15 protein-coding genes and 1 tRNA gene are annotated in these 16,150 nt (G+C 70.4%); 6 read left to right on the plus strand and 10 right to left on the minus strand.

Features of this window, described 5'->3' with window-relative positions; genetic code table 11:
• Positions 1–45: 45 nt before the first annotated feature.
• Together AB0310_RS03730 and AB0310_RS03735 are read right to left on the minus strand one after the other, a co-directional pair.
• Positions 46–897 carry a class II glutamine amidotransferase gene (locus AB0310_RS03730; RefSeq protein ID WP_366236607.1) on the minus strand — a complete coding sequence of 284 codons (852 nt, stop codon included), beginning with the start codon at positions 895–897 and terminating at the stop codon, positions 46–48.
• A gap of 89 nt (positions 898–986) precedes the next feature.
• Positions 987–1,802, minus strand: a complete 816-nt coding sequence (locus AB0310_RS03735; RefSeq protein ID WP_366236608.1) for a hypothetical protein — start codon at positions 1,800–1,802, stop codon at positions 987–989.
• An 84-nt stretch (positions 1,803–1,886) separates the two neighbouring features.
• Between AB0310_RS03735 and AB0310_RS03740 the strand changes: the two genes are divergently transcribed.
• The 4 genes from AB0310_RS03740 (at position 1,887) to pepN (ending at position 7,294) form a co-directional block, all read left to right on the plus strand.
• Complete coding sequence (locus AB0310_RS03740) at positions 1,887–3,161, plus strand: MFS transporter (RefSeq protein ID WP_366236609.1); 1,275 nt, start codon at positions 1,887–1,889, stop codon at positions 3,159–3,161.
• 9 nt (positions 3,162–3,170) lie between these two features.
• Positions 3,171–3,677, plus strand: a complete 507-nt coding sequence (locus AB0310_RS03745; RefSeq protein WP_071328486.1) for a hypothetical protein — start codon at positions 3,171–3,173, stop codon at positions 3,675–3,677.
• Between the two features lie 73 nt (positions 3,678–3,750).
• The gene (locus tag AB0310_RS03750) at positions 3,751–4,761 is read left to right on the plus strand and encodes a DNA topoisomerase IB (RefSeq protein ID WP_259951698.1); all 1,011 of its coding nucleotides are present in this window, start codon (positions 3,751–3,753) and stop codon (positions 4,759–4,761) included.
• Positions 4,762–4,810: 49 nt separating this feature from the next.
• Entirely contained in the window at positions 4,811–7,294 is a 2,484-nt protein-coding gene (pepN, locus tag AB0310_RS03755) for an aminopeptidase N (protein WP_366236610.1), read from the plus strand.
• Here pepN and AB0310_RS03760 read toward each other — a convergent pair.
• Positions 7,291–7,821, minus strand: a complete 531-nt coding sequence (locus AB0310_RS03760; RefSeq protein WP_366236611.1) for a GNAT family N-acetyltransferase — start codon at positions 7,819–7,821, stop codon at positions 7,291–7,293. The genes pepN and AB0310_RS03760 overlap by 4 nt on opposite strands.
• Positions 7,818–8,456: an MBL fold metallo-hydrolase gene (locus AB0310_RS03765; protein ID WP_366236612.1), complete on the minus strand. Its 639-nt coding sequence runs from the start codon at positions 8,454–8,456 to the stop codon at positions 7,818–7,820. The genes AB0310_RS03760 and AB0310_RS03765 overlap by 4 nt, the downstream gene beginning before the upstream one ends.
• 151 nt (positions 8,457–8,607) lie before the next feature.
• Here AB0310_RS03765 and AB0310_RS03770 point away from each other — a divergent pair.
• Positions 8,608–8,680, plus strand: a tRNA-Glu gene (locus AB0310_RS03770).
• A gap of 61 nt (positions 8,681–8,741) precedes the next feature.
• Here AB0310_RS03770 and AB0310_RS03775 read toward each other — a convergent pair.
• From AB0310_RS03775 to AB0310_RS03790, 4 genes are all read right to left on the minus strand, one after another.
• Entirely contained in the window at positions 8,742–9,983 is a 1,242-nt protein-coding gene (locus tag AB0310_RS03775) for an MFS transporter (protein WP_268776390.1), read from the minus strand.
• Positions 9,983–10,531: a helix-turn-helix domain-containing protein gene (locus tag AB0310_RS03780; RefSeq protein ID WP_280569523.1), complete on the minus strand. Its 549-nt coding sequence runs from the start codon at positions 10,529–10,531 to the stop codon at positions 9,983–9,985. The genes AB0310_RS03775 and AB0310_RS03780 overlap by 1 nt, the downstream gene beginning before the upstream one ends.
• Before the next feature lie 64 nt (positions 10,532–10,595).
• Positions 10,596–11,684, minus strand: a complete 1,089-nt coding sequence (locus AB0310_RS03785; RefSeq protein ID WP_366236613.1) for a DUF4349 domain-containing protein — start codon at positions 11,682–11,684, stop codon at positions 10,596–10,598.
• Positions 11,681–12,238, minus strand: a complete 558-nt coding sequence (locus AB0310_RS03790) for an RNA polymerase sigma factor (protein WP_187663951.1) — start codon at positions 12,236–12,238, stop codon at positions 11,681–11,683. Before AB0310_RS03790 ends, AB0310_RS03785 begins: the two co-directional genes overlap by 4 nt.
• A 266-nt stretch (positions 12,239–12,504) precedes the next feature.
• On the opposite strand from AB0310_RS03790, the gene AB0310_RS03795 reads away from it, so the two are divergent.
• A complete protein-coding gene (locus AB0310_RS03795) occupies positions 12,505–13,512 on the plus strand; it encodes a TerC/Alx family metal homeostasis membrane protein (RefSeq protein ID WP_366236614.1) in 1,008 nt (335 codons plus the stop codon).
• Between the two features lie 16 nt (positions 13,513–13,528).
• Here the strand turns inward: AB0310_RS03795 and AB0310_RS03800 are convergent, their stop codons facing one another.
• Positions 13,529–14,842, minus strand: coding sequence for an LLM class flavin-dependent oxidoreductase (locus tag AB0310_RS03800; RefSeq protein ID WP_366236615.1), 1,314 nt, complete (start codon positions 14,840–14,842; stop codon positions 13,529–13,531).
• A complete protein-coding gene (locus tag AB0310_RS03805) occupies positions 14,839–16,134 on the minus strand; it encodes an O-acetylhomoserine aminocarboxypropyltransferase/cysteine synthase family protein (protein WP_366236616.1) in 1,296 nt (431 codons plus the stop codon). The genes AB0310_RS03800 and AB0310_RS03805 overlap by 4 nt, the downstream gene beginning before the upstream one ends.
• Between the last annotated feature and the right edge of the window lie 16 nt (positions 16,135–16,150).

Below are 16,150 nucleotides of genomic sequence, written 5' to 3' on the forward strand. Positions count from 1 at the left end.
GCTCCGGCGGGGGTTTTCTCGTTCCCCCGGCGGGAACGTCAGTGCTCACGCAGCTTCGAGGAAGGGCTCGTACCGGTAGCCGGCCTCGTCGAGGATCGAGACCGTGGATTCGGGGACCTCTTCGAACGCACCGGGCAGATCGTTCAGCGGCTCGGAGACGATCACGTGCGCCCGGCGACCGAAGACGCGAAGACGTTCCGCATCGGGGTACATCCGACGAAGAGTCTCGATGTCGGCGGAGTGGAAGAGGGAGCGGGAGCGTCCGGCGGTCGAATAGCGGATCGCCCACACGGTGGCGCCGTCGGAGACCGCGAAGGTGCCCTGCACCGGGAAGCGGATGCCATGCTCGTGGCCCACTCGCTCGGCCTCCCGGATGGCCGCCCGCATCCCCGCGATCGGATCGTCCTGCAGGCCGAGTGTCAGGGCGAGGTGGAACAGCACCTCGGAGTCGGTGGTGCCCTGGATCTCCGGGAAGAGGGAGGGATCGACGGCGAGAGTGAGGTCGCGTTTCACTGTCAGGAAGTCCGTCAGGCCGCCGTTGTGCATGAAGAGCCAGTTCGCGTGCCGGAACGGGTGGCAGTTGGTCTGCTGGACCGGCGGCCCGGCGGCGGCTCTCACATGGCTGAAGAACAGCGGGCTGCGGATCATGCGGGAGATCTCGCGCAGGTTCAGATCGTTCCAGGCGGGCTCCATGCTCCGGAACAGCGCGGGCCCCGGCGGCTGCCCCGAGTCCTCACGGTTCGACACCGGATACCAGCCGAGGCCGAAGCCGTCCCCGTTCACGGTCTCCGCGCCGAGTGGCGAGTCCAGGGACTGCGCCACGAGCGAATGTCGCGCGTCGAGGATCACCTCCGACGGGTGCAGCGGTTCTCCCACATACGCCAGCCACCGACACATGTCGACACCTCGTCCCCGACCCGATCAGGTCTGTGCCCGACGATACGCTCGGTCGGCCTCCCCGGCGAGACCCGCGGATGGTGAACCGGCTACTCGCACTCCCCGAGGAACCCCAGATAGCACACGGCCTCGTGGGTGACGGCCGGCTCGGCATCGTCGTTCGAGACCTGGCGCGTCGCCGTCTCGGGCGTCCGGGTGAGGTGTCCGAAATCGCCGAGGGAGGCCACGTACATCCCGTCCGCGTCCTCCGCGATCATCCGGTCGATCTCGGCGCGGTGCTGGGCGCACAGGTCCGCGGCGGCGGGGACGAGGTCGACCCCGGCGCAGGCGCCCGCGTACTCGGCCTCCATGAGGCCGATGCAGTCCGTCCAGTCCTGGTCCACCGCGCACGGGCTCACGCCGTCGTCGGCGACGAGGTACTTGCCGGTCTCGTACTCCTCGCTGTGGAAGGTCTCGGGCTTCTCCGGCACGTCGACCTTGGTCCAGTGGCGTGCGGTCGTGAACGCGAACACCGTGACGATCGCGGCGATCAGCAGCAGCGCGCCCACGATGCCCAGCGTCACCCAGAGGCCGACCCGGCTCTTCCTCCCGGTGCTCTCCGAAGCGGGGAACGCGATCTCCGGCCCACCGGAGGAGACGGGTCCCTGCGCGGCCGGTGCCGGCGGCGGCGCCGCAGCGAACCCGGGCGCTGCGGCGCTGGGGAGTTCGTGTCCGCCGAGCCCTGCCGCCGCGGGGGCGGGCGTCGCCGGCGCCGTGGTGGCGAGCCAGTAGTCGTACCAGGCCCGGCTCGCCTGCTCGTCCGCGGCGACCTGCTGCGCCTCGGCATCGGTGAGCACGAGGCCCCAGGCCTCACGGGTCGGTGCGTGGAGCAGGGCGGAGCGGAAGTCTTCGAACGACACGGGCATGTTCGCAGAATATCGGCTTTGCTCCCGGGAGCCCGGCGGTCATCCGATGTCCGCGGCTCCTGGAACAATGACGAGGTGATCGGTATGAGGTCTTTCTGGAACGCGTTGCCCACCGAGGGGCGCTGGCTGCTGTCGACCGTGGCGATCCAGACGCTCGGGCGGGGGATGACGCTGCCGTTCACGATCATCTACCTCCACGAGGTCCGCGGCTTCGATCTCGGGTTCTCCGGGGCGCTCATGAGCCTCATCGCGATCACGGGGCTCGTCGTCACGGGCCCCGGCGGTACGCTCATCGACCGCTTCGGCGCCCGCCGTGTGCTGATCGTGGGACTGCTCTCGATGATCGCGGGGTGCACGCTCCTCGCCTACGCCACGCATCCCGCCGTCGCGACCGTCGCGGTCGTGCTCATCGGGGTCAACTTCGGGGTCTCCTGGCCCGGCTTCAACGCGCTCATCGCCTCGGTGGTCGACGGCGAGGTCCGTCAGCAGTACTTCGGCGTGAACTTCGCCCTCGTCAACCTCGGCATCGGCGTGGGCGGCATCATCGGCGGCTTCTTCGTCGACGTGACGGAGCCGTCGACCTTCACCACGATCTTCCTCATCGACGCGGCCACGAGCCTCATCCCGCTGGCACTGCTCCTGGGTCCGCTCCGGCACGTGCGCACGCAGGCGGAGCCCGACCCGGCGGTGACCACCGAGGGCGGCTACCGGGAGATCCTCCGTCGACCGGCGGTGCTGTGGATGACGCTGTTGACCTTCTTCTCCGTCTTCATCGGGTACGGACAGATCGAGGCGGGCTTCCCCGCCTACGCCCGTCAGATCGCCCAGGTGTCGACCGCCGTGGTCGGCATCTCGTTCGCGGTGAACACGGCTGTCATCGTGCTGCTGCAGTTCGCCGTCCTCCGCCTCATCAACGGTCGCCGCCGCACCAGGGTCATGCAGGTCATGGCGCTCATCTGGGCCGTCTCCTGGGTCATGCTCGGTGCCGCGGGTCTGCTCCCCGACTCGGTCACGGCCGCGATCGCGGTGATCGCGTTCATGGGCGTCTTCGCGTTCGGGGAGACCATGATGCAGCCGACGATCCCCGCCATCTACAACGATTTCGCGACCGACCGCACTCGCGGCCGCTACAACGCCCTCAACTCCGCCGCTTTCCAGGGCGGAGCGATCCTCGGCCCGCTCGTCGCGGGGGTGCTCCTCGGCGTCGGCGTCAGCGGGTGGTTCATCGCGGTCATGGTGGCGGGCAGTCTCGCCGTCGGCGTGCTGGCGATGGTGCTGGAGCGGGTGCTCCCGGAAGCGGCCAACGGCGGCGTCGAGGTCCATCGAACGGACGAGGTCGAGCGGACGCCGCCGGTCTAGGCTCCGAGCATGGCCCTCGAACCGCTCTTCCTCCGTCTCGACCGGATCGCGGGTGGGCGGCAGGCCGGCGTGCTGATCAGCGACGCCGGCCGCACTCACCCCAGGACGGTCCGTGCCTTCACCTGGATCCTCTGGCTCCTCGTCGCCGAGCTGGTGCTCGGGGTGGGCGCTGTCGTGGTCGCGCTCGTGCTCGCCGCGGACGGGGACAGCGTGCCCTTCGCCGTGTGGATGCGCACGCTCGTGGTGCTGGCGATGACGGCGACGCTGTTCTACTTCGCGTGGCGTGCGCGCCGCGGATGGCGTTGGGCCTACCTCCGACTGCGGCTGTTCGCGCAGATCTTCCCGGTCATCACGCTCGTCATGGCGGCGATCCCCGGTCTCTATCCCGTCTGGATGGTCACCGAGCAGATCGTCTTCAGCCTGATCATGATCGGCATCGCTGACTTCCTCACCAGCGACCACATGCGGGCGGTCTTCGCGAAGGACGCCGACGCGGATAGCACGCCGGCGGGGTGAGACGCCACTCCCTTCCCGCCGAGACCGGGGTCACTCCACACTCGGAGGAGCTGCACGGCGGGAGGAGAGACGCATGGCGCGACTGGTGCGAGTGGTACCCGGTCAGGACCCGGGCTTCACGCGGAAGCGGACGAGCTCGGGATTCCGGTACGTCGATCCGATGGGGGAGCCTGCGCCCGAGGCGGATCGCGAACGCATCAGCGACCTGGTGATCCCGCCGGCGTGGCAGGACGTGTGGATCGCGGCCGACCCGCTCGCGCACATCCAGGCCGTGGGGATCGACACCGCCGGTCGCAAGCAGTACCTCTACCACCCGCTCTGGCGGGTCTCCCGCGACCGTCGCAAGTTCGTCCGCGCACTGGACCTCGCCGCGGCCCTGCCCAGCGCCCGCGCGCAGGTCACCAAGGCTCTCAAGGAGGACGGCCAGACGAAGGAGCGAGCCCTCGCGATCGCCTTCCGCCTGCTCGACGACGCCGCGCTGCGGATCGGTTCGGAACGCTACCTGGCGCGCCACGGCAGCCGCGGCCTGACCACGCTCCGCCGCCGCGACGTCCGCATCGACGGCGGCGATGTCGCCCTGTCCTTCCCGGCGAAGAGCGGACAGACCGCCGCGATCGAGATCACCGACGAATCCCTCGCCGATGCCCTCACCGACTTCGCGAGCGGCGCCTCCACCGCCTTCCTCCTGGCCTACCGGAAAGGCCGGCGGCGGGTGAAGATCACGCCCGCCGAGGTCAACACGTACCTCAAGGACGTGCTGGGGGCCAGCTTCTCCGCCAAGGACTTCCGCACCCTCCACGGCACGATCATCGCCGCAGACGCCCTGGCGCGCATCGGCGTCCTCGACCGCCGCGGACAGCGGAACCAGGCCGAGCGCCTCGCGGTGCAGGCGGCGGCGACCGCCCTGGGCAACACGACTGCCGTCGCCCGCAACAGCTACATCGACCCTCGGGTGTTCCGTCAGTACGGCCGGGGGAGGACGCTCGACCTCGATGTGACCCCGGAGACGGCGATCCGGCGGCTGCTGGGCGGGCCCGAGACGTCGCGGAAGGTCAACCGGCGCGGTGCCGGGCGGCGCGGATGAGGCCGCGGGAGCTCCCCAGCTGACCTCGGGAAGATGCCAGGATGGAGGGATGCACACCGCGAACCTGACCCGTGAGGAGACCGCGGCGCGATCCTCCGCGATCACCCTGCACCGCATCCGCGTCGAGCTGGACCTGACCGGAGCCCCGGAGCGGGCGCGCACGGGCTTCCCGACGACGACGGTCCTGGAGTTCGATGCGACGGTCCAGAGCACGTGGCTGGACTTCATCGGCGAGGAGGTCCGGCGCGTCGAGGTGAACGGGGAGGAGCGGGACGTCGTCTACGACGGGGCGCGCCTCACGATCGACGACCTCGCGGCGTCGAACGTCGTGCGCATCGAAGCGGTCGGCGCCTACAGCCGGTCGGGGGAGGGCCTGCACCGGTTCCACGACCCGGCTGACGACCGCACCTACCTCTACACGCAGTACGAGCCCGCGGACTCCCGTCGCGTGATGGCCTGCTTCGAGCAGCCGGACATGAAGGCGGAGTACACCTTCGTCATTGACGCGCCGTCCGGGTGGGAGGTGCTCTCGAACCAGTCGCCGGCCCACGTCGACCTCGGCGTCGGCGTCCAGCGCGTGCAGTTCGCCCCCACGCTGCCGATCTCCAGCTACATCACGGCGGTCGCGGCCGGCCCGTACGCCCGTGTCGACGGGGAGTGGACCAGAGACGAGCAGCGAGTGGCCCTCGGCGTGCTCGTCCGCCGCTCGCTCGTCGAGCACCTCGAGGCCGACGAGATCCTCGAGGTCACCCGGCAGGGGCTCGACTTCTTCACCGACGCCTTCGCCTATCCCTACCCGTGGGGCAAGTACGACCAGATCTTCGTCCCCGAGTACAACCTCGGCGCGATGGAGAACCCCGGCCTGGTCACCTTCACGGAAGGCTACCTCTCGCGTGGTGCTGCCACCGAGGCGCAGCGGGCCGGCAGGGCCAACACGATCCTGCACGAGATGGCGCACATGTGGTTCGGTGACCTCGTCACGATGACGTGGTGGGACGACCTCTGGCTCAAGGAGTCCTTCGCCGACTACATGGGATCGCACGCCTCGGCGGTGGCCACCCGGTTCCACGACGCGTGGGTGACGTTCGCCATGCGGCGCAAGGCCTGGGCCTATCAGCAGGACCAGCTGCCGACGACGCACCCCATCGTCGCCGACATCCCCGACCTGGAGGCCGCGAAGCTGAACTTCGACGGCATCACCTACGCCAAGGGCGCCTCGGTGCTGAAGCAGCTCGTCGCGTTCGTGGGCGACGAGGCGTTCTTCGAAGGCGCCCGGCGGTACTTCGCGGCCAACGCGTTCGGCAACACCACCCTCGATGACTTCCTCGTCGAGCTCAGCGCGGTGTCCGGCAGGGACATGACCGATTGGGCGGGCGCCTGGCTGCAGACGACGGGCGTCTCGACCATCTGGGTGGAGACCGACGCCGACGGCGCACAGCACCTCGTCCAGGACGACGTCCGTCCGCACCGCCTGCGGATCGGACTGTACGACCGCGTGGACGGCCGGATCGTGCGTCGGGAGCAGCGGGAGCTGGATCTGATCGGGGAGCGGGTCGAGATCGAGGTCCCCGAGGCCGATCTCGTGCTGCTCAACGACGACGACCTCACGTACGCGAAGGCGCGCCTGGACGAGCGGTCGCTCCGCACCGTCGAGGAATCCCTCTCGGACATCGAGGACCCGCTCGCCCGGGCGCTCGTGTGGTCGTCGTTGTGGAACGCCACCCGGGACGGCGAGCTCGATGCCGCCCGTTTCGTCGCGATCGTGAGCGCGCACGCACCGCGGGAGTCGAACGGCGGTCTGCTGGCTGCGGCCCTCCTCGACGCCGGGTTCGCGCTGCGGCACTTCGTCCCCGACGACCGACGCGCCGCGGAGCAGCGCGCCTGGACCGAGGCGACGTGGGCGGCACTGCAGCAGGCGGACGCCGGCAGCGACTCCCAGCTCTCCTGGGCGCGTGCGCTGGCAGCCGCCTCGGCGTTCGATGACGTCCACCACGCGGAGGTCCGGGCCCTGCTCGACGGCGACGTGCCGGAGGGCCTCGTCGTGGATCCCGATCTGCGCTGGCAGCTCCTCACAGCCCTCGTCACGACCGGTCACGCCGACGCCTCGGACATCGCGGCCGAGGAGGAGAGGGACGACACCGGCGACGGACGCACCGCCGCCCGCCGCGCCCGCGCCTCCGTCCCCGACGCGGCGGTACGCGGGGCCGCCTGGACCGCCGCGTGGGAAGACCAGTCGCTGACGAACGACCACCTCGATGCCGAGATCGGCGGCTTCCGCGCCGGTGGCCGCCGTGACCTCATCGAGTCCTACGACGAGGAATACTTCGCGCGGATCGGGACCGCGTGGACGGACCGGAGCATCGAGATCGCTCGTCGGCTGGTGATCGGGCTGTTCCCCGCCCGTTCGTCGCTGGATCTCGTCGATTCCTGGCTGTCGGCCAGCCCCGAGGCCCCGGCGGCGCTGCGACGACTCCTCATCGAGCAGCGCGACCACCTCGCGCGTGACCTGCGGGTGCGTGGCGCTCAGGGCTAGGTCGCGGCCTCCACGGTCATGCCCATCACCGTGCGCACGATCCACGGATGGGCGCGATCGTCATCGATGTGGGTCATGCCGAGCTTCTCCGCCACACCGCGGGACGCCTCGTTCGCGGGGTGGATGATGGCGGTGAGGAGCGTGGGAGCGAAGGTCCGCGCGACGAGGTCGACACAGGCGCGTGCGGCCTCGGTGGCATAGCCTCGGCGCTGGCGATCGGCGCGGACGTGGTAGCCGACTTCGAGCACGGGAGCGCCGTTCACCGACTGCCAGGTGAGGCCGCAGTCGCCGAGGAAATCGCCGTCGTGCGTCTCGATGATCCAGAGACCGTGGCCGTCCTCGCGGTAGCGCTGCTGCATCCGCGCGATCCACTCGGCGGCTTCCGCTCGCGACTTGGGCGCGGGGTAGTACGCCATGACCTCCGGATTACCCAGGAGCGCCGCCATGTCGTCGAGATCGTCCGCGATCATCTCCCGGAAGGCGAGTCGCGGGGTCGGGGCGGGCAGGAGGCGGCGTGGTCCGCTCACAGATCGACGGTGTCGCCGGGCTCGAGCACGAGGAACTCGCCGCCGCCCTGCTCGGTCGCCCACTGCAGCCGCTGCCGGTGCATGTTCTTGCCGATCACGGACAGGGTCATGTCGTGCGTGCCGAACGCCCGTCGGGGCTTCACGGCCAGGACGTAGTCGATGGCGTCCCCGATCTTGAGCCACGGGGCTCCGAGCGGCGCGGCGAGGGTGCCGACCTCGACGCCTTCCGGTACCGCATAGGAGTCGCCGGGGTAGTAGAACGTGTCGTTGACGAGCACGCCCACGTTGTCGATCGTCGGGATCGAGGAGTGGATCACTGCGTGCGTGCCACCGAAGAAGCGCAGAGTGAAGGCGCCGACCTCCACGGTGTCGCCGGGGGAGACGACCGTGACCTCGTAGCCCTCCGCCGCCTTCGCCACGCCCTCCGGCCCGAAGATCGGGGTCCCGGGGGCCGCGCGGAGGATCCGGTCGAGGTGCTCCGGCGTCCAGTGGTCGGGGTGCTCGTGCGTGAGCACGATGGCGACCAGTCCGCTGAGGTCGTGCAGCGGGGCTGTGAAGGATCCCGGATCGATCAGGAGGGTGTCGTCGTTCTGGTCCAGGCGGAGGGTGGCATGTTCGAACTTGGTGACGCGCATGAGACGAGTCAACTCCTTCCCGGGGTCTGCGGCAAACGGAAATCGGCGCGCCACGCCCGGGATCTCGGGTGGACTGGCCTCGATTTGGCGCAGTGAGAATCGCCGTGGCATACTTGAACGGTTGTCGCGGAACGGAAAAGCTCCGCAAGACGGCCCCATCGTATAGCGGCCTAGTACGCCGCCCTCTCACGGCGGTAACGCGGGTTCGAATCCCGCTGGGGTCACACAACACGTCGAAAGCCCTCCGGTTCTCCGGGGGGCTTTCGCCGTTCCCGAGCGTGCGCGTCAGTCGTCCGCGCGCAGCGACAGGGTCCGGAACGCACGAGCCCGGAGCGGTACGAGCATGAGCGCCGTCATCGCTCCACCGGCCACGACGAACGGCACCCAGACGGCGGTGACCGTCGCGAGCGCGCCGAAGCCCGCCATCGCGAGCGGCATCAGGCAGTCGTCGCCGAGCCGGGTGAGGGACCCCATCCGACCGAGGAAGGCGGTGTCCACCGTCGCGGCGAAGGTCGCGCTCAGCAGCACGGAGGCGTAGCCCGCGGTGGCGCCGACGACGGTGGCGGCGACGGCCACGGTCCAGACGGGGCCGAACCCGAGCGCGACGATTCCCGCTCCCTGGACGAGGAGCGCGCCGAACCCGCTCCGCGCCTCGTGGCGCGGCCGCCATCTCGCGACCGCGGCAGCCCCCACGGCGGCGCCGAGGCCGAGGAGGCCCTCGAAGAGGCCGACCGCGGGAGCCCCCCAACCCTCGTCGTGCGCCCGCAGAGCCAGGCCGATGCCGATGGCGGGGCCCACGGCGAGATTGAGTCCGGAGAGGGCGATGACGAGAGTGCGCGTCGTGGGGTTCGCTCCGAGGTGGGCGAACGCCGCGCCGATCGCGCGCAGGGACGAGGTGCGCGGGGCCCGGGCGAGCCGGAACCGCGGGCGCAGGACGATCGCCAGGAACCCGACGACCAGGGCGAAGGTCACCGCGTTCGCGGATGCGCTCCCCGCGAGACCGGCTTGGGCGACGAGCAGGCCGCCCAGTGCGGCGCCCCCCATCGTGCCGAGGCGCGACGCCGTCTGGATGACGGCCGCGTAGGAGGGGAGATCGTCGGTGCGTACCAGCTGTCGCCCGATGGTGCCGGCGGAGGGTTCGTAGAACGCGTCGCACACCCCGAACGCCACGGCGGCGGCGAGCAGGACGGGCACGGTGGGCGCATGCGAGACCGTCCACACGGCGGCGGCGACGAGCACCCCCACACGCACCGCATTGCAGGCGATCATCACCCGGCGGGCGTCGGCGCGATCCGCGATGACCCCGCCGAAGAGCAGCACCATCGCGCGCGGAACCGTGCCGGCGGCGACGATGAGTCCGGCGACGGCGGGGGAGGCGATCTGCACGGCCGTCCACGCCAACGCGATCGTCCACACGGCGTCGCCGGCGTCGGACAGAGCCTTCACGCCGATCCACGCGTGCACCATCCGGTCACGCCGGAACGGAGGAGGACTGGTGAGCTCGAGGGGCGGGGTGAGCGCGGTCATCACGGCTCCGTGGGGAACGCGTGAGCGAAGAAGAAGACGGGCGTGCGCGCCTGGCCGTCGCCTTCGTCGATCGAGGCCTGCCAGTCCCGCACCACGTCCAGCACGCGCGCGGAGAGGTCGCGCAGTTCCTCCGGGGTCGCCCACGCGGTGGTCTCCGTGTTGGAGGCGTCGTAGGCCGCGACGGCGGGCTCCCCTCGGCGTCGGTGCCAGCGCTGGAGGCGGTCGATCTGCATGCGGATGCCCTGCCGCTGTGCTTCCCGGGCGAGAAGGGCATCGGCGGGGGAGTCGACGAAGTCCTCCACCGACCAGGTGAGGCCGCGCCGGGCGACGGTCCACCAGCTCGTGCGCCGGTCGCCGGTCGGATCGGCGGCACGCTCGACGATCCCGGCCCGCTCGAGCATCCTGAGGTGATGGCTGATGCTGCCGACCTGGCTGTCGAGCGCACGGGCGAGGCCGGTCACCTGCGAGGTGCCGTACAGCAGCAGATAGTCGTAGATGCGGCGCCGCAACGGGTGATGCACGGCGGTGATCACGGAGATGTCTTCCACGCTCCGAAGGCTAAGCAGCGACCCGGATGCGCACAAGAGTTCTTGTATACCCCGGAACTGCGCGCTATTCCTCCGTGCGGGGCGAAGTGGACGCCGCTTCCCGTCGCCGGCGGCTGCGGCGGACGAGCCAGACGACCAGCACGACGACAGCGACCACCGCGAGCCAGGGGAGGAGGAAGCCGACCGCGATCACCAGGGCGTTGAGTGAGACCACGAGCCCGTTCCACCCGGCCAGCAGACCGTCGCCGAAGCCGGCGGGGTCTGCCGACGCCGCGGTGCCGCTGCGGGACAGCTCCACGGTGAGCGACGACAGGGCCACCTGGTCCTCCAGCGCGGCGAGCTGCTGTTCGTACGACTCGAGCTGCGCCTGGCGATCGGTGAGCGCGACTTCGGCCTCGATGAGATCGGCGACAGTGCCCGACTGCCCCATGAGCTCCGTGAGCCGCTGCACTGACGCACGGGTCGACTCCACGCGGGCGCGGAGGTCAATCGTCGTGGCGGTGACGTCCTGCTTCGTGACGGAGGACGACAGCACCTCACCGGTGTCGCCGAGGGCGGCGATCACCGTGGTCAGATCGTCGGCGGGGACGCGGATCGTGATCCAGCCGTACCCGGAATCCGCGGGAGCCGGTTCGGCGGGGGCATCCGACGAGACCGCTCGGCCGACCTCGGTGCTCTCGACGTAGCCGCCGTGCTCGACGGCGAGATCGCCGATGGCGGATGCGGCGTCGGCGACGTCCCGCACCTGCACCGACGCCTGGGCGGTGGTGACGATGTCACGGGCGTCCTCGGCAGACGCCGCGGCGTCCGATCCGACGGTGCCGGGAAGGGTCGCCCCTTCGACGGCGCGGTCCGGCACGGACGAGCCCGCCTCGTCGGTCGACCAGCCCGCGGTGCCGTCCGCTGTGGATACGGACGAGCCGCCGCCTCCGACGGCGCCGAGGATCGGCGGGGTCACCAGGACCCCGACGACGAAGGCCGCCGCGATCCCTCCGGCGGTGAGCCATCGGCGTCGACGGTTCCGGGCGCGTTCGGTTCGCGGAGACAGCGGGCGCCGCTCGCTGCGGATCTCGGTGAAGACGGCCTCCTCGATCCGGGCGACGGTCGCGTCCGACAGTGGCGGGAGGCTCTCCTGCGGGGTCTGGTGGTTCATGCGTCCCTCACTTCCTTGACGGCGCCGCGCAGCTGGGTGCGCACGCGTGAGAGACGGTTCCGGACGACGGCGTGCGTCACGCCGAGCTCGTCGGCGGCGGCCTGGTACGCGTAGCCCTCGGACGCGCACAGCCGGAAGATCTCCCGGTCGAGCTCGCTCAGGGTGCCCACCTCCGCGGCGATCCTCGCGGCGAGCGCCGCCGTGATCACCTGCTCCTCGACGCTGACGACGTCCGGGAGCTGATCGTCCGCCGCGTCCGTCGTGTGCGCCTGGTCGCGACGGCGCTGGCGCAGCCGGTTCGCGGACTGGAAGCGGCAGATCGTCGCGAGCCAGGGGAGGATCGACTCTCCCTGCAGCTCCAGATCCGGAAGCTTCCGCCAGGCGACCACGAAGGTCTCCTGCGCCACGTCCTCCGCGTCGGCGGGGGAGCCCAGGATCCCGTGGGCGATCCAGTACACGGGGCGCACGTGGGCGCGGTACAGCGCGCGGAAGGCGCTCTGATCGCCGGCCGCCGCCTGGGCGGCCCATCGCTGGTCACTCGTCTGCGCGGGCATCCTGGTTCCGTTCGGTGTCTCTCCCTCGAGAGTGTCGGCGGATGACCCATCGTCTCAGCACGGCATCGGATCCGCAGCGGGTGGGGACTTCCTCGTCCGCGCGGCTCCCACCTCCGGTAGCATGGCCCGGGCGAGAGGGAGTATCCCGAATCCGCGCGTAACGTCATCACGAGCATCGACACCGCTGCTCCGGGCGCGCGCCGCACATCTGCGGGGGAGAGACTTTCGACTCATTCCCGACCCCTCGCGAAAGGTGCACAGCGCCCGTGGACATCCCCGTCTGGTTCGAGATCACGTCGATGGTCGTCCTCACGATCATCCTGATCGGCGACCTGCTCCTCATCCGGCTGCGCCCGCACATCCCCTCCACCAAGGAGTCGACGCTGTGGGTCGTGTTCTACGTGGGCCTCGCGCTGCTCTTCGCGGTGCTGCTGGGCAATGTGGGCGGATGGCAGAACGCCGGGGACTTCATCACCGGGTGGGCGCTGGAGTACAGCCTCTCCGTCGACAACCTGTTCGTCTTCGTGCTGATCATGGCGCAGTTCGCGGTGCCGCGACGTCTGCAGCAGCAGGTGCTGATGGTCGGGATCATCATCGCGCTAGTCCTGCGCGGGCTCTTCATCCTCGTGGGCGTGACGATCATCGAGAACTTCTCGCCGATCTTCTACCTGTTCGGCGCCTTCCTCGTCTACACCGCCATCCGGCAGGCGATGCCGGAGGGCGAGCACGAGGACGACGTCAAGCGCGAGAACTTCATCGTCCGGCTGCTCCGCCGTCGGATCGACATCAGCGAGACCTACGACGGCTCGAAGATCCGCACGACCGTCGACGGGACGCGCATGTGGACGCCGATGATCATCGTGTTCATCACGATCGGCGTCACGGACCTCATCTTCGCGATCGACTCGATCCCCGCGATCTTCGAGATCACGACGAACGGCTTCCTCGTCTTCGCCGCGAACATCTTCGCCCTCATGGGGCTGCGCCAGCTCTACTTCCTCCTCGGCGACCTCCTGGACCGCCTCCGCTACCTGCACTACGGCATCGCCGTCATCCTCGGGTTCATCGGCATCAAGCTGATCCTGCACGCGCTGCACGTCAACGAGCTCCCGTTCATCAACGGCGGCGAGCACGTGGAGTGGGTGCCCGACATCGACAACATGGTGTCGCTCGGCGTGATCCTCGTGTCGATGACGGTCGCGACGATCGCGAGCCTGATCGCGTCGTCCAGGGAGGAGCGAGCGGAGAAGCGCGTCGCTCACGTCGGAGACTGAGTCCGCGCGGAGCGGGTCAGAACGCCTGCAGGTTGGCCTGCAGGCCGCCGTCCGCGTACTCGCGCCGGAGCAGCCCGCGGCGGCGGAGGATCGGCACCAGCTCGTCGAGCGTGCGGTGCAGGGTCACGGGGTGGAAGTCGCCCCAGAGCAGCACGCCGTCGTTGCCCCACTCACCGAGCTCCTCGACGAGATCGGCGAACTCCTCTGCGGTGCCCACGAAACCGCTGCGGTCGTGCAGCCGGCCGGTGCGGGCGAGTGCGGTGAGGTGCGCGCGGAGCGGGGCATCCTCTCCGCGGTCGCCGATCAGCCGCTGGATGCTCCCGCGGGAGACATGGGCTCCGAAGACCGAAGGGTCGAGGGGACGGTCCAGATCGAGGGCCGTGAGATCGGTTTCCAGATCACTCGACTGCTTCCGGGCGATCTGCGCGAGTGCGGCGTCGTCCGGGCGTGCGGAGGCGGCCACGATCCGGTCGGCCTCCTCGGCGGACGCCGTGATCACGGGCTGGATCGCGAAGAGGATCTTGACGTCCTCGGCACGGCGTCCCCGGGCGATCGCGGCGTCGTGCACGCGCTGCCGATACTCCCGTACCGCCTTCTCGTGCAGCGGTGCGAGCGCGAGCTGGACGTCCGAGTTGGCACCCGCGAACGCCAGGCCGCGCCCCGAGCCGCCGGGGGAGACGATGGTCGGCTCCCCGTCCGTGAAGGGCAGGGCGTTCAAGGGGCCGTCGAAGTCGTAGTGCGCCCCGCGGTGCTGCACCGGGCGCATGCGGGTGCCGTCCGCATAGACGCCGGAGGCGGGGTCGGCGACCAGGGCGCCCTCGTCCCAGCTCCGCCAGAGCGCGCGGATGCCGGCGAGCCATTCCTCGGCACGGTCGTACGCCTCGTCGTGGCCGAGCTGCGGGGCCGCGGAGAAGTGACGGGCGCTGCCGGTGTCGGTGACCACGTTGAGGCCGAGCCGGTGCCCGCTCAGATGCTGCAGCGTCGCGAACTGGCGCGCCGACGTGTACGGCAGCGAGGCCGCCGGATTCACGGTCGGCACGACCCCGAGGTGACGGGTCGCCTGGAAGAGGTACGGCGCGAGCAGCAGGGGATCGTGCTTCGGGCCGCCGAACGCGTGACGCACGCGCAGATCGATCGTGTCCGCTGAGCCGAGGGAGGGGCTGTCCTCGACGATCACGAGGTCGAATCCGGCCTGCTCGAGGGTGCGCGCGGCCTCCTGGTAGATCTCCGGTCGTGTCCAGTCGTAGTCCCAGTCCAGGGATGGATAGCCCCACCCCTGAGGGCCGAAGCCCCGGGCGAGGAACCACCCGAAGTGCTGCAGGCGGCTCATGCCACCGTCTCCCGGACGCTCTCGAGCACCCGCGCCAGATCGCCGATCAGGTCGTCCACGTCCTCGATGCCGATCGACAGTCGGAGGGTGCCGGGGCCCACACCGAGGATCCGGCGCTCCTCGTCGGTGCGCTGCGCATGGCTGGTGGTGCCCGGGTGCAGCACGAGCGACCGCACGTCGCCGATGTGGGTCATGTGCGTGAAGACGGACACCTCCTCCACGAAGCGACGGGCCGCGGGGAGACCCCCGCGCAACGTGAAGGTGAAGATCGAACCGAAGCCGCCGTCGAGGTAACGCACCGCGGTCTCGTGGTGCGGGTGCGTGGGCAGGCCGACGTAGTCCACGCTCTCCACGGCGTCATGCGCGGCGAGCCAGCGTGCGACGGCGAGGGCGTTCTGCGACTGCCGCTCCACGCGCAGGCCGAGCGTCTCGGTGCCCTGGCCGATCAGGAACGCGTTGAGGGGCGAGGGCGAGGGACCGAACCGCGGAGCCACCGACTCTCTGGCGTACCCGATGCGCGCGCGGCCGCCGTGCCGGGCGAAGACGCTGGGGGCGCCGCCCCGTCCCGGCAGCACGAGGTGCGGGGCGTTGTGCCCGGCGCGGTCGGCATCGAATCGGCCGTCATCGATCACCACGCCGCCGAGAACCGCGCCCTGACCCGCGAGGAACTTCGACGCCGAGTGCACCACGATGGCCGCGCCGTGCTCCAGCGGCCGGAGGAGAGCCGGGGTGGCCAGGGTGTTGTCGACGATCAGCGGAACGGCGATCTCGTCGGCCACCGCGCTCACCGCCGCGACGTCGAGGATGTCGTTCCGCGCGTTCGCGAGCGATTCCGCGAACAGCGCCCTGGTCGTCGGGCGCACGGCGTCGCGCCAGGCATCCGGGTCCGCGATGTCGTCCACGAACGTCGTCTCGATGCCGAGTCTGGCGAGGTTGTCCAGGAACAGCCCGCGGGTGCCCTCGTAGATGTGGGTCGAGGACACGATGTGATCGCCCGCCCCCACGACCGAGAGCAGGGCGGTCGTCACCGCGGCCTGTCCGCTGGCCACGAGCACGGCGTCGGCACCGGACTCCAGGCTCGCGAGCTGCCGCTCCACCGCGTGCACCGTGGGGTTGCCGGTGCGCGTGTACCCGAATCCGGTGCCGGTACCGAAGTGGTCGGCGGCGTGATCGAAGTCGTCGAACTCGAAGCCCGCCGTCAGGTAGATCGGCGTCACGCGGGAGGCGGCAGCGGCTCGGCCTCTCGCGGCGTGGACGGCGCGGGTGGCGAAGCGGGCGGTCTCGACGGTCATGCGGGGGCCTCTCGGT

Origin of the sequence: Microbacterium meiriae, from assembly GCF_040702565.1 — a bacterium.
Taxonomy (GTDB): domain Bacteria; phylum Actinomycetota; class Actinomycetes; order Actinomycetales; family Microbacteriaceae; genus Microbacterium; species Microbacterium meiriae.

What these genes read in the sequence shown, in the direction of transcription:
- pepN (WP_366236610.1), top strand. Translation starts at nt 4,811, where the DNA reads ATGCACACCGCGAACCTGACCCGTGAGGAGACCGCGGCGCGATCCTCC.
- AB0310_RS03785 (WP_366236613.1), bottom strand. Translation starts at nt 11,684, where the DNA reads ATGAACCACCAGACCCCGCAGGAGAGCCTCCCGCCACTGTCGGACGCG.
- AB0310_RS03745 (WP_071328486.1), top strand. Translation starts at nt 3,171, where the DNA reads ATGGCCCTCGAACCGCTCTTCCTCCGTCTCGACCGGATCGCGGGTGGG.
- AB0310_RS03730 (WP_366236607.1), bottom strand. Translation starts at nt 897, where the DNA reads ATGTGTCGGTGGCTGGCGTATGTGGGAGAACCGCTGCACCCGTCGGAG.
- AB0310_RS03765 (WP_366236612.1), bottom strand. Translation starts at nt 8,456, where the DNA reads ATGCGCGTCACCAAGTTCGAACATGCCACCCTCCGCCTGGACCAGAAC.
- AB0310_RS03775 (WP_268776390.1), bottom strand. Translation starts at nt 9,983, where the DNA reads ATGACCGCGCTCACCCCGCCCCTCGAGCTCACCAGTCCTCCTCCGTTC.
- AB0310_RS03740 (WP_366236609.1), top strand. Translation starts at nt 1,887, where the DNA reads ATGAGGTCTTTCTGGAACGCGTTGCCCACCGAGGGGCGCTGGCTGCTG.
- AB0310_RS03805 (WP_366236616.1), bottom strand. Translation starts at nt 16,134, where the DNA reads ATGACCGTCGAGACCGCCCGCTTCGCCACCCGCGCCGTCCACGCCGCG.
- AB0310_RS03800 (WP_366236615.1), bottom strand. Translation starts at nt 14,842, where the DNA reads ATGAGCCGCCTGCAGCACTTCGGGTGGTTCCTCGCCCGGGGCTTCGGC.
- AB0310_RS03735 (WP_366236608.1), bottom strand. Translation starts at nt 1,802, where the DNA reads ATGCCCGTGTCGTTCGAAGACTTCCGCTCCGCCCTGCTCCACGCACCG.
- AB0310_RS03790 (WP_187663951.1), bottom strand. Translation starts at nt 12,238, where the DNA reads ATGCCCGCGCAGACGAGTGACCAGCGATGGGCCGCCCAGGCGGCGGCC.
- AB0310_RS03750 (WP_259951698.1), top strand. Translation starts at nt 3,751, where the DNA reads ATGGCGCGACTGGTGCGAGTGGTACCCGGTCAGGACCCGGGCTTCACG.